11 protein-coding genes are annotated in these 12,956 nt (G+C 49.7%); 8 read left to right on the top strand and 3 right to left on the bottom strand.

Annotated elements, in window-relative coordinates:
- Positions 1–11 precede the first annotated feature (11 nt).
- Together JTN23_RS02220 and JTN23_RS02215 are read right to left on the bottom strand one after the other, a co-directional pair.
- Entirely contained in the window at positions 12–851 is an 840-nt protein-coding gene (locus JTN23_RS02220) for a phosphogluconate dehydrogenase C-terminal domain-containing protein (RefSeq protein WP_247232057.1), read from the bottom strand.
- Positions 852–925: 74 nt separating this feature from the next.
- Positions 926–1,747 (bottom strand): sugar phosphate isomerase/epimerase family protein, encoded by an 822-nt coding sequence (locus JTN23_RS02215; RefSeq protein ID WP_247232056.1) that lies wholly within the window; start codon positions 1,745–1,747, stop codon positions 926–928.
- Positions 1,748–1,886: 139 nt separating this feature from the next.
- Between JTN23_RS02215 and JTN23_RS02210 the strand changes: the two genes are divergently transcribed.
- The 3 genes from JTN23_RS02210 to JTN23_RS02200 all read left to right on the top strand — a co-directional run bounded on the left by JTN23_RS02210 (position 1,887) and on the right by JTN23_RS02200 (position 4,631).
- The gene (locus JTN23_RS02210) at positions 1,887–2,762 is read left to right on the top strand and encodes an AraC family transcriptional regulator (RefSeq protein WP_247232055.1); all 876 of its coding nucleotides are present in this window, start codon (positions 1,887–1,889) and stop codon (positions 2,760–2,762) included.
- A gap of 154 nt (positions 2,763–2,916) precedes the next feature.
- A complete protein-coding gene (locus JTN23_RS02205) occupies positions 2,917–3,951 on the top strand; it encodes a DUF262 domain-containing protein (protein WP_247232054.1) in 1,035 nt (344 codons plus the stop codon).
- Positions 3,948–4,631: an MAE_28990/MAE_18760 family HEPN-like nuclease gene (locus JTN23_RS02200; RefSeq protein ID WP_247232053.1), complete on the top strand. Its 684-nt coding sequence runs from the start codon at positions 3,948–3,950 to the stop codon at positions 4,629–4,631. Before JTN23_RS02205 ends, JTN23_RS02200 begins: the two co-directional genes overlap by 4 nt.
- Before the next feature lie 148 nt (positions 4,632–4,779).
- Here the strand turns inward: JTN23_RS02200 and JTN23_RS02195 are convergent, their stop codons facing one another.
- Positions 4,780–6,822, bottom strand: coding sequence for an alginate lyase family protein (locus tag JTN23_RS02195; RefSeq protein WP_247232051.1), 2,043 nt, complete (start codon positions 6,820–6,822; stop codon positions 4,780–4,782).
- A 186-nt stretch (positions 6,823–7,008) separates the two neighbouring features.
- Here JTN23_RS02195 and JTN23_RS02190 point away from each other — a divergent pair, with 186 nt between their 5' ends.
- The 5 genes from JTN23_RS02190 to JTN23_RS02170 all read left to right on the top strand — a co-directional run bounded on the left by JTN23_RS02190 (position 7,009) and on the right by JTN23_RS02170 (position 12,902).
- Positions 7,009–7,980 (top strand): 3-keto-disaccharide hydrolase, encoded by a 972-nt coding sequence (locus tag JTN23_RS02190; RefSeq protein ID WP_247232050.1) that lies wholly within the window; start codon positions 7,009–7,011, stop codon positions 7,978–7,980.
- A 126-nt stretch (positions 7,981–8,106) separates the two neighbouring features.
- Positions 8,107–8,589, top strand: coding sequence for a lipocalin-like domain-containing protein (locus JTN23_RS02185; protein WP_247232049.1), 483 nt, complete (start codon positions 8,107–8,109; stop codon positions 8,587–8,589).
- Positions 8,590–8,714: 125 nt separating this feature from the next.
- Positions 8,715–10,175: a carboxylesterase family protein gene (locus JTN23_RS02180; protein ID WP_247232048.1), complete on the top strand. Its 1,461-nt coding sequence runs from the start codon at positions 8,715–8,717 to the stop codon at positions 10,173–10,175.
- A 267-nt stretch (positions 10,176–10,442) separates the two neighbouring features.
- Positions 10,443–11,024 (top strand): flavodoxin family protein, encoded by a 582-nt coding sequence (locus JTN23_RS02175; RefSeq protein ID WP_247232047.1) that lies wholly within the window; start codon positions 10,443–10,445, stop codon positions 11,022–11,024.
- Between the two features lie 339 nt (positions 11,025–11,363).
- The gene (locus JTN23_RS02170; RefSeq protein WP_247232046.1) at positions 11,364–12,902 is read left to right on the top strand and encodes a DUF5060 domain-containing protein; all 1,539 of its coding nucleotides are present in this window, start codon (positions 11,364–11,366) and stop codon (positions 12,900–12,902) included.
- Positions 12,903–12,956: the final 54 nt, after the last annotated feature.

Below are 12,956 nucleotides of genomic sequence, written 5' to 3'. Positions count from 1 at the left end.
GCATACGAAAACTACTTATTCGTAATATCCCGCACCTGCTCCTTAATATCGTCCATTTCGAATATCTTCTGCCACCCATCGCGGAACAGCAGCGGCTTGGCGCGCTTGCTGATCTTGTAGGCTGCGTCGGAGAAGGTACCGTTTACTTCCTTGAAGAGTACCGCGATCTGGATGCGCAGGTGACCCAGTACAAAGTCACGGGCGGCCGCCTCGGGTACCCCCAAGGCTACTATGCGATCGTAGCCTTCCTTCACTACCTCCATGCAGGTCTGCGCCAGGGTCTCTACCATCGCCGGCTCCAGGATCGCCATCTGCTCCAGCGTGATGCGGTGCGTGTCCTTGATGGGCGCGTACATATCCTGCGATACCTTCTCGCCCAGTTGGTAGTGCTCTTCGCTGCCGTGCATGAGGGCTACTACGATGGACTGCTTGGCCGAGATACCGCCATAAAAGTCACGGAAGGCTTCTTCGGTAGGCTCCCAGTTAAAGATAGACGGGTGACAGGGGTGCGCGATCACGTAGCCCAGGTCCTCGCGGTGCGCGATGACACCATCCAGCGGAGCCGCCGGGTCCAGCGTCATTACCAGCGCGTTGGCTTTCATCTGGGGGATGATTTCCTGTGATATCTGTCCGATGGTCACGTCGGGTACGGCCAGGATCACCACGTCGGCCTCGGGTACCGTTACCTCCGCCCCTGTAGTCAGTACGCCCCGCTGGGCCAGGTTCTGTATTCCACGCTCTCCTATCTCCACGCAGTCTACCTGGTACTGGTCGTACTTCAGAAAGTTATCTACCAGCCGGCATCCCATTTTGCCTCCGGCTCCTATCAGGGCTACTTTTATCTTGCTCATATTTAGTTGTTAGTTGTTAGCTATTAGGTGTTAGCTGTTTCTAAATGTTAATTTCAAATTGTGACACTCTGCTACTACCGGCCTGCCTGTCTCATTATGTACTGCAGGTACGCGATGCTTTCTTCAACCCAGCTGGCTTCCTTGGCCAGGGTACCGTACAGTGTACTTTCGGGGTGCGACCATAGCTCGAGCGTAGCGGTCCGGCAACGGCCGTACTGGCTTAGCTGTTCGATGATCCAGGGAATGGGTAGTATGCCTTTACCGGCGGGGCAGCCATCTACTTCAAAGCCCATTTTGTGGCTGACCCGACGGATCGTGATGTCTTTGATGTGCAGATTGACGGTATAGGGGGCCAGCACCTCCACGACCTCCCGCACACCTTCGCCGGCTCCCAGCGAGTTGGCCGTATCCAGGCATACGCCTACCCATTGGGTACTCGTGGCCAGTATGATCTCCTCGATCTCCCGCACCGGGAAACGGTCGTGGTTTTCGATGGCCAGTACTACCCCGGCCGCCTGTAGGTCAGGCAGTAAGGAATGGATGATCTGGATGACCTCTTCTTTGCCCGGTTTGAAGCAGTTGTCATCAATGACCACCCGCAGAAAAGGTGATCCGCAGCGCACGGCCAAGCCCAGGTACAGCGCGATGTGCTCCTTCGTCAGCCGACGCGTACCCACTTCCAGATGTACACCGGACTGGGCCGCCGTCCTGATCAACTCCTCAAGGCTGGAATCCGAAAGCTGGTGCAGGGGAAGGTTGTCACCAAACTGCAGATGATGCAGCCCGTGTTTGACCGTCTGGTGTACCAGCTCCACCGGCGTAATCGGACGCTCCGGCACCGAACCGGGTATTCCTACCGCCCACGGAAAGGAATATGTACTAAGCCCTAAATCCAAAATATTCTATCTATTTTTATGCAAATATCCACTCCTGCTGGTTCAGACGCTACCCGTTTTCTTACTGATAGTTGAAGTATTTTAGCAAGGAGTAGAGCTTTTGAGAACGTTCACGTCATAATATTACCAACGTATACCAATGGCATCGCCATCTTACCGCCTGATCAACCCGCAAGCGAATCGTTCTTTTATATTCAAATGGGAGCCCTTTGACCTGACCACGCGCTGGCACTACCACCCGGAGCTGGAACTGATCTACTTCATCGAGGGGAAAGTCAGTGGCGTCATGGGGGATGGATTCAGGGAGTTTGATGAGGGGGAGGTAGTGCTGCTGGGTGCTAACTTTCCGCACGTACTGCAACCCCATAGCGAGTATACGCAGCAGTACCCTACTGCCAGGCCGTTCGGGTTGATCATCCAGTTTACCGACTGTTTTTTGGGGGAGGCTTTTATCAACAGCCCGGAACTGCAGGGCATGAAGCAACTTTTTGAGCGGGCCCGGCGGGGAATCCGGTTTGGGAAGAGTGCCAGCAAAAAGGTAACCGATGTACTCAATGAGATGCCCGGCCAGCCCGACAGCCGCAAGCTGATGGGTATCCTGCATGTACTCCTGACCCTATCCGAAACGGTCGACTACGACTACCTCACCCACCAGGGTTACTACTTTGACCACGGCCGCGACGAGGAGCGTATGTGGCAGATCAACCAGTACGTGTACCGGCACTTTACCGAGCGCATCACTATTGCCGATGTAGCCGCCATTGCCAACATGAGCGAAACGGCCTTCTGCAGGTACTTCAAGAGTCGCACCCTCAAACACTTCACCCGCTACCTCAACGAGATCCGCATCGCCTATGCCTGCAAGCTCCTGCAGAAGCCCAACTACACCGTCACCGAAGCCTGCTTCGAAGCCGGCTTCAACAGCCTCTCCTACTTCAACCGGCAGTTCAAGGAAATCATGCAGCTATCACCCCAGAAGTACCGCCAGTGGGCGGCGGCGAAGAAGTTGGAGTAAGTATTCATTGAATAATATCAAGAGTATTGAGAGAGGAATAGCTTTGAACTAAAATTCTCGGTTACCAAAGTAGAACAAGGCATAATAGTAAAGTAAAATATTTATATTAGCATAAATAAAATTTTGTAAATAAATATAAATCGATTGATAAGGTATGGATATTTACCAAAAAGCTGAAGAGCAAATCGTTGAAAAACAAAGAATAGTTGATTTTGACATAAAAGAGTTCACTATTGAACTTCTAATATCAAAATACTTAACAGGAAAGGAATCCGATGACAATGATATATTTATCCCAACTTATCAAAGAAACTTCGTTTGGGATGTAGATAGACAGTCAAAATTCATAGAATCTGTTTTGCTTGGCCTCCCAATACCTTATATTTTTTCAGCTGACACAGAGGGACGGCTTGAAATTGTAGACGGATCACAGAGACTTAGAACGTTGGTAGCGTTTAACTCAAATGAATTGACTTTAAGAAACCTTGACATCTTGGTTAGCTTAAATGGGTTTAAGTACAAAGATTTGATTAAGTCACGTCAAAGAAAATTCTTAAATTCAACAATTAGAATGATAGCCCTGTCAGACAAAAGTGATGAAGATGTTAGATTCCTTATGTTTGAAAGAATAAATACAGGAAGTGCACTTCTAAAAGATATGGAAAAAAGAAAAGGAATATTTGGTGGAAAGTTTATGGACTTTGTGTACAATGATTGCTCTAAACATCCCCTATTTATAAGAAATACACGCTTTACAGAAAATTTAGAAAAACGTGGAGAACCACAAGAGCTCATCATTAGATTTTTTGCATATTCTGAAAATTATAAGGAAGTAAGATCAGGGGTAAATGAATTTTTAAATAATTTCGTTGAAGAAAAAAACAAATCATTTAACAAAAATATACTATACAAAGAATACGACAACATGTTAAAGTTCGTAGACAAACATTTTCCAGGCGGCTTCATCAAATCAGCTAACTCAAAAAAAACACCTAGAGTTAGGTTTGATGCATTAGCCGTAGGAGTTAACTTAGCATTAAGAGATAACCCTCTATTAGAGATCACTGATACAGACTGGATTAATAGTAAAACATTTAACGAGCTAATAACAAAAGGTGGGCAAAACGCTCCATCAGCCATCAAGGAAAGAATAGAGTTCGTGTATAACAAATTAATTAAAAATAAATGAATTCAGTATTAACTGACTTTGAAAAAAGGGTAGCAGAAATCGAGCTTTTCTTTTCCCACTTAGAAAGTATTGAAGAAAGCGGCGCATCAATATATTTCCCTCATAGAAAAAGAAGAAAGATCGTCGCACACGACCCAGAACTTATAAAAGTTCTTAAAGCTAATTTATTTTTACTTTTATATAACTTAGCAGAGTCTTCAATTAAACAATCTTTAACAGAAATCTACGACTCAATCTCTGCCAATAACTTGAAGTATAACAAAGTAATCGATGAAATAAAGAAGATATGGATTATAGAGAAATACGACAACTTTAAAAATAAGGGAACAGATAATATATTCTCTACAATTAACAACTTAGCAGAAGAAATAATTGAAATTAGATTTGATCATACTAGAACAATATCTGGAAATATCGATGGAAGAAAGATTAGAGAATTTTCTATAAAGTATGGATTTTCAAATAAAGTACATAAGAATGCCAATAATGGCAACAAGTTACATCTAGTTAAGACTCAACGTAATAATTTAGCTCATGGTGTAGTATCATTCGCTGAGTGCGGAAGAAACTATACAATAAGTGATCTACGTATAATGAAAAAGGAAACAGTACTTTACCTTAGAAATATATTAAAAAATATCGAAAAGTATCTAAATACTAAAAAATTCATAGTTCAATAATCAGTTGCGAGCTTTAAATTTATATAATCTGTGTGGATTTTATTTTAATCCTATGTAGAACTTGTCTTACAACACCCGCTAACCCCAATTTGCAATTGGGGTTGCAACCCCTTGCGTTTTTAACGCGGGCATAGCCCCCCGATATCCATCACTTCCCAACCGATACGCCCCCACTCTCCGCATACGGTACCACCAGTTTCCGGGTCTTGCCCTTTGTCGTTACCTCTACCTGCACTTCTCTTTCATTTTCAGAAAGTACTTTGGCCTGCACCGTGGGCGTGACACCTTCGGAGGGCATGAGCAGCCACACAATAGTCTGGTCGCGGGGGATGCTGGCCCGGTAGATGGTGGCGGTATTAGGCATATACACATTGTACTCGGGGCTGTACCAGCCCTGAATCTCCGGCTGCTCCTGCCCTTTTACAAACCGAATATCCATTGTCTGATTACTCACTGGAATTACCGCCAGGTTTCCTTTGGGATTGGTGGTCTTTACGATAGTACCGTCCTGGGTTACGAGGCAGTCAGGGTGCCAGTGCCAGAGAGTTTCGATGGTACGGGGGCGGTCGGTGCTAATACGGTCTACTACTACCCAGAACTCTCCCCGTACATACAGCAGCGCCCGCGTGTGGCTGGCGGTACCTTCTACATTTTTGAAACTGGCAAAGCGGTTGGTGGCGTAGTCATAGTCGGGGGTGATTTTGAAATGGCTCCTATCCAGCGGAGCATCGGCCAGTTTGGGACCGGGATTTTGCCCGTTGCCATCGATCAATACCAGATTATGCCCGGCACTGCCGGTGGCATAGGGACGGAATTTTTGGGCTACCTCGCCGGTATAGGCAAATCGTCCGGCATCAACCAGCAAGTCACGCCCATAGGCAGAAACCGACAGATGCAGCTTGTCGTTGTGCTGGTGACCACTCCCCCAGGGACCGATGTCAAAATACGACCAGTGCGCCTGGGCTTCGTACCCAGACCGGGACACCAGCTGACCGGCCCACGGGAAAAAGTACGACGGTCCCTGCGCCGGTTTGGTACCGCTTTGTCCGTTAGAAGCCAGGTAGGCCCACTCGGGCTTGTTGTATTTTTGGGCCGCCTTCAGGAGCAATTCGCGGTCGCTGCCCCGGTCGCCGTCGTTGTTCAGGATCCGGTATCCGTCGGGACGTACCGCCCGGGCGATGTAGTCGTACATGCTTACGATGGTCTGGTTGAAGAAGTCAGGCAGGGGGCGATTGGCCCGGTCACAGATCTCTTTGAACAATTCGAAATTAGCCAGCGACACGTTGTGGTAGTGCGAGGTGAGTTCGGTCTGGATGCCATCGGGATACACCTGCCCTTTCATGCTTTCGGTCATGGTGGCGATGGCGTAGGTGAGCCATTCGTCCGCCTGTTTGTATTCCGGAAAGTTGGTGGCGGCCGTAGCCAGGGCCGATATTTCCATCGTCAGCCAGTTGTTACCGGCGTGGAAGTACCGGTTGTAATGGGCATGATCGGGCATGCTGCTCAGGACCAACAGCTGCGTAGCCGGGGAGAAATAGGGACTATTGATCATGCCATAGAATATCCGTGACCACGTCTTTACCCGGGCGGCTACTTCCAGCCCGCGCCATACCGGAGTACTGCTTTTGGCTGCAGGGTAAGGCATGCTTTTGATAATGAAGTCCCGCAGGAACCCATCCATGTACTGAGCGTACTTCGGGTTACCGGTTTCCATATACGCGTTGTATACTTCCCCTAGTTGTGTATGCCGGTTGGATAACCAGGCCCACTCCTTGTCATTGTTGGGCCCCTGGTAGTGCCAGTCGCGGTGCCCGTCGGCCAGGAGGGGTACTTGCCCCCGTACATTCTGGACGTAGAATACATAGTTCAGAACCGTATCCGCGTCCGCTATGGTCTTGGTGGAGGTACCTGGCTGGGTTTTGCGAAGGTAAGAAGCGGTATTTCCGTTCCGGTAATAGGCCAGTAGCTCTTTGCAGGCTTGCACCAGATCCCCTTTTGCATGGGCCTGCTTCACCTTTTCCATGCCCGGCCTATCCAGATCAAACTGGTCCAGCATCTTTTTCATAGTTCCCGGCATATAGGTACATATATCCTCCACGGTAGTAAGGTCCTGCCACTTTTTTTGAGCCAAAGCGAGGGGAGAAACAGAGACAAAAAAGAGGAACAGCAGCAGCAGTGTTGAAGGCTTCATGGGAATCGGGTCTTGAACATGTATCTACTTACTAAAAGGAGGTTCACCACGAGCCTACTGTTTAGAGCAGGTCAGAAAGAATCAAGGTAGCTTCTGTTACCCCGGAGAGTGGCCCCTCTCAGGCAAATCCATTCGTCTATTCCATTTTTATAAGTAATTTAGGGCCTTTCCATCATACAAATCATTATGAAGAGCTTATTCCAAACCAAACCTCAACCCTTTTACCGGTACTTCTCGCTATCGGCACTTACCCTGCTGCTGGCCGTACTTACTATCAATGCACAGGCCAAACCCCTGGCTTCTCCGCTGGAAGGCCGGTGGGATATTACGGTGGACATGAACGGCAAGCCGGCTCCTTCGTGGCTGGAAGTCAGACACTCAGGTAACAAGACCCTGGTGGGCCAATTTACATCCGTATCGGGTAGCGCCCGTCCTATTTCGGAGGTACACTTTAAGGACGGCAAGTTCAACTTCACCATTCCGCCACAGTGGGAACAGGGAGACGGGGACTTTTCGCTGGAAGGTACCCTTCAGGGTGAAAAGATCAGCGGTACCATTACCGCCCCCGACGGCAAAAAATACAACTGGACCGGCGTACGGGCCCCTTCCCTCCGTAAAACGACTCAACCTACCTGGGGAAAGCCGATAAAATTAACCGAAGGTAATACGATTAAAGGCTGGCATACCGAAGGCCCCAGCCAATGGACGATCCAGAACGGCGTACTGAAAAGCGAGAAATCTGGTGCGAACCTGATCACCGACCAGAAATTCGATGACTTCAAACTACACGCGGAGTTCCGGATTCCGAAGGGAAGCAACAGCGGTTTGTACCTGCGCGGACGCTACGAGGTGCAGGTAACGGATAGCAAAGGCATGGAGCCGGCCCTGGATCAGTTGGGTGCCGTGTATGGCTTTATCACTCCCAGCGAAATGGTAGCCAAAGAGCCCGGCGAATGGCAGACATTTGACGTGACGCTGGTTGGACGGATGATCACGCTGGATGTTAATGGCAAGCGGGTTATCACCAATCAGGAGATCCCGGGTATCACCGGCGGAGCCCTCGACAGCAACGAAGGCGAGCCCGGCCCCATCTATATCCAGGGCGACCACGGTCCAGTAGAGTACCGCAACATCATCATTACTCCTGCGGCTAAGTAATCCTGTTAGCTGCTCGTACAAAACACCTACCTCCATTGGGGGTAGGTGTTTTGTTTTATAAATTGTTTCCTTTTCTCCCTACCTTGCATTTTCATAAACCATCCTACTCCTGAATCCCTCTTGTCTATGAAGCGTACACCTACCTATACTGTATTTCTGTTCGCCAGCCTGCTGTTTTCATGCAATTCCAAAACTGATCAGCTTCCTCTTGAAGGTACCTGGGAATTAATTTCGGCTACGGCCACCGAGAAGGATAGTACCTACTCCACCTTCGACTCCTCGCGCAGCATGATCAAGATCCTGAACAAGTCGCACTTCGCTTTTCTGAATCACGCGATAAATGCTCGGACAGATTCTACCGCCGCATCCACGGTGGCCCCCTATTCGGCCGGTGGGGGTACCTATACGCTGGTGGATAGTACCTATACCGAACACCTGAATTATTACAGTGACCCCGCCTGGGAAAACCACTCCTTCGAGTTTGTGGTCAAAATCCAGAAAGATACCCTGATTCAGAAAGGCGTAGAAAAAATTGAGGAGCTGGGCATTGACCGTATTATCATTGAGAAGTACAAGCGGGTGAAGGCGGAGCCAAAGCCCCAGTCTTAACTTGATTTTTTCATGTAAGGGGGGGCTTAGCCCCACCAGCCCCGGACTATTGACCACTCATCCCGAATGTGTTTGGGTACTGGTCCCATTGCTTTACCTTAGAGAGGTACCTGTCCTGCTACTCCATGAGACCACTCCCCCTCAACCGGGATTTCTACCTCTTTGCCAACCTATTTCTGGGACTGTTCGTAGCGGCTGGGCTGCTGCAGGGACTGCTTGGTCTGTGGGCGGGGCCGCATTTTCTGTCGCTGCCTACCCTGACGGTATGGCTGGTGGGGATGTTCGTCCTGTCGCTGGTGAGCTTACTGCTCCTGCTCAACTACTATCACGCCAGGGGGTACCGCTTCCCGTTTACATCAGGGGTAGTTCTCCTGCTGGCTACTACCTTTCAGGCTGGCGTGATACTGGCGGTACGGGTACAGGGTGAGCTACGGCACCTGTTTGTACCGGCTACGCTGCTGGTCGTAGGAGCGGGACTGCTGCATGGAACTAGTCTAATTGCATTCCCGGCGAGGGAGAGAGGCTGGCTCAGGGCAGCCGGGGTAGGTATGCTCCTTATGGATGCGATCTTAGTGATAACCTTTATAGGGACGATCAGCACTAAGGATGTAGCCCTGCAAGGTACCCTGCAAAGGGTGGCCGAATGGGCTTCCTTACTAAATAGCCTGGTCCCCGTCCTGTTTCTCCTGAACTTTCGGGAGGAAGCACGGCAGTTGCCCGCCCGGGATGTACTCCCTCCCTTTCCACAGGCAGCAGGTGGTATGCTGGGCTTTCTGGCTGTAGCCTCCATAGGGTTTACGCTGTTTTTTGGACTCCGACTAGCCACCGCCACTTACCAGAATATGCACGCCTCGCCCGCTGGCAAAGTACTGGCCCAAACCTTTGAGGCCCATACCTACACCAACTCCAAAGGCGACAAATTACAGTACCGCCTCCTGAAACCGCTGGACTACGACCCAGCCCGGAAGTACCCGCTGGTGGTGTGCCTGCACGGGGGCGGTGGCTGGGGTACCGACAACATCAGGCAGGTAGATGGGTCGTGGGAGGCGAAGACGCTATCCGAACCCGCCAACCGCCAGAAGTATCGGGCCTTTCTGTTTGTGCCCCAGTGTCCGCCCGATGCGAGCTGGGGTGGTCTGCTGGGCCGACCGGCCATAGACTCTCTGGTATTCGAAACGATTCGCGCTCTGGAACAGGAGTATTCCATAGACGAAACGAGGAGGTACGTAGGGGGGGGGTCGCTCGGGGGCTATGGTACCTGGCACCTAGCCGGTACTCGTCCGGAGCTGTTTGCCGCGGCCATGCCCATCTGTGGTGAAGGAGATCCGGCTCTGGCTTCTAACCTGATCCATGTACCCATCTGGGCCTTTCACGGCCGGCTGGACAAGAACGTACCCGTCAGCGGCTCACGGGATGTGATAGCAGCCATCCGCAAAGCAGGGGGCACTCCCCGCTACACGGAGTTCCCGGACCGGGGCCACGACATCTGGAAGCAGGTCAGTGATACACCGGGGGTACTGGACTGGCTATTTGCTCAAAAAAAATCAATACCAAACGGCAACGTATCAGTTAAAAAAGCACCATAGCCACCTATCCTGATAGGTAGGTGGCTATGGTTGCTCAGGTTCTGCCAATACTTGTTTCTGTAAAGTATGGAGCTATTGACTGGTTGAATAGGTAAACTATTCTGCTACATTTGAGAAGAATAAGATATCTTCCCCTCTTCTGGCAAGTACCCCTACTGATCTCCCAGTTAGTCTGATTCGACCGCCCCAGTGGTGACGAATTAGTGTGGTATAACCTAATTGTGATAGCTTTATTCTCCTTACCTTTTTATAGAAAACAAACCATTGATGATGAAAGCAACCATACTACTCGGAACCCTAAAAAAGACGGAACTGTCGAATACCGCCGTGTTGTCAGAATTCCTGGTACAGTTTCTGGAAAAACAGAATGTAGAATGTACAATCATCAGACTGGTGGATTACACCATACTACCGGGTACCTGTAGTAATATGGGAGATAATGACCAATGGCCTTTGATCCTGGACCAGCTCCTGGCTTCGCAAATCATCATTTTTGCTACTCCGATCTGGTGGAACAACCAGTCCTCCAAAATACAGCGGGTCATTGAGCGGCTGGACGAGCTTCACGACGAAATTCTAGAAGGGAAAACCTCAAGACTGGAAGGAAAGGTGGGAGGCCTGATCATTACGGGTGATTCTGATGGCGCCCAGAGCGTCATTGCCAATATTTCGAATTTTTATAACGCCATTGGCCTACTTTTTCCGCCCTTTGCCACCCTCTCTGTTTTATGGGAGCGGCAGGCCAAAGATAAAAAGCCCACCAGAGAAGAGCTAATGAATAAATATACAGAAGTCTATTCGAGTACTGCTGAGAAGATGGTGAAGCAGCTTGTTTCTTTCGCTTCTTAAAAAAGCAGAAGATATCTACACCTGCGGTGATATCTGTTTATAAAGAGTAAGGCAAGGAGATCTTTGTATAGTTTTTATTTGAAAGGGCATAGCCAGGAAATAGAGGCTACGCCCTTTTTCTATAGCGATACAGTAGATCGCTTTGTCTCCTCTATTTGCTATTCGCCAGCAACGGAATTGAGAAATCAGATAACTACCTGATTAATTATAATGACACCTGTTTGAATATGAGGCAAAATACTTCCATATAATAATTTATGGCATTGAGTAGGAGTATCTTGTACCATATAAATTCTTCCTTCAGTAACAGACCTATACCTCACCCTTAGCCTTTTCAGTATGAAACAACTCCTACTTACACTACTTCTGAGCGCCGCCTCACTAATGGGTTTTGCTCAGGCCAATAAAAAGCAAAAAACCGAGCAATGGGGGGTGCATGAAATAGTACTCAGTGGCCCCGCCACCGGAAACCCCTACATGGAGGTGGAGCTGGCGGCCGTTTTCAAGAATGGTGGACAAAGCGTACAGGTACCGGGCTTTTACGACGGTAACTGCACCTACCGGATCCGTTTTTCACCTTCCATCCGGGGCAACTGGACCTACCAGACCCAAAGCAATGTAGCCCAACTTTCCGGGAAGAAAGGAGGCTTCCAGTGCGTAGCCCCTACGGGTACGAATCATGGCCCTGTTAAAGTGGTCAATACCTACTACCTGCAGTATGCCGATGGCTCCCCCTACTACGCAGTAGGTACTACGGCCTACCAGTGGACCAGCGTCAAGCAGCCGGTTCAGGCCAGGACGCTGGAAACACTGGCGAAGGCTCCCTTCAACAAAATCAGGATGTGCGTATTTCCGAAGTCCTACGAGTACGGCAACAAGACCGAACCTTGGGCGTACCCGTACAAAAGAGAAGGAAAGGAGAATGACCTGACGCAGCCCAACTACGCTTTCTTCCGGAATTTTGACGAGCGGGTGGAGCAACTTATGAAGATGGGTATTCAGGCGGACGTAATCCTGTTTCACCCCTATGACGCCTGGGGATATAGTAAGATGGGTAAAGAGATGAACGAGAAGTACGTGCGCTACATGATGGCCCGCCTGTCGGCCTACCGGAATGTGTGGTGGTCGCTGGCTAATGAGTGGGACGTACCGGACATCAAAACTACCATAGACTGGGAGGGCATAGGTACCCTGCTGCAGAAGGAAGATCCCCACCAGCGCCTGCGGGGCATCCACAACTGGTATAGCTCAGAAGACCATTTCTACGACCATACCCGCCCCTGGATCACCCACGTCAGCGCGCAGACTGCCGAATTTTACAATGCCATTAAATGGCGCAATCAGTACAAGAAGCCCCTGCTTTTTGATGAGATGCGCTACGAAGGGGACGTCAAGAGTGGCTGGGGTAACATGAATTCTCAGGAGATGAGCAGCTACTTCTGGATGGCGGGGCTGAGTGGTGGCTATGGTACCCACGGTGATACGTATAAGAATGACTCAGATACCGAAACCGAAGTACGGTGGTGGGCCAAAGGGGGTACCCTGATGGGTCAGAGTCCCGAGCGGATCAGGTACTTCAGAACAGTCATGGAGCAGGCGCCGGTACACGAAATGACTCCGGAGATGAGAGACAACGGCGACCCAAAAAACCTGAAAAACAATGTACACATCTACGCCAAGCCGGGTACCTACTACCTGGCTTATGTGGCAGAGGCAGGACAGCCCATTAATCTGGATTTACCCGGCACCACAGACTACGCCCTGGAGGTACTGGATACCTGGAACATGCAGGTAGTGAAAAAAGGTACGGCAGCAGCGGGAAAATTCACCTACCAGACTACCCAACCCTACACCGCTTTGCGCATTTATCGTAAGTAGTCATGGGCTGTACAGTACGTAATTTTTGGTCGTAGTTTTCTGTGTAAGCTACGA

The organism is Telluribacter roseus, assembly GCF_017355915.2.
Taxonomy (GTDB): domain Bacteria; phylum Bacteroidota; class Bacteroidia; order Cytophagales; family Spirosomataceae; genus Telluribacter.
Note: the sequence above shows the minus strand (reverse complement) of the source record. Positions and strands in the feature narration are given on the sequence as shown.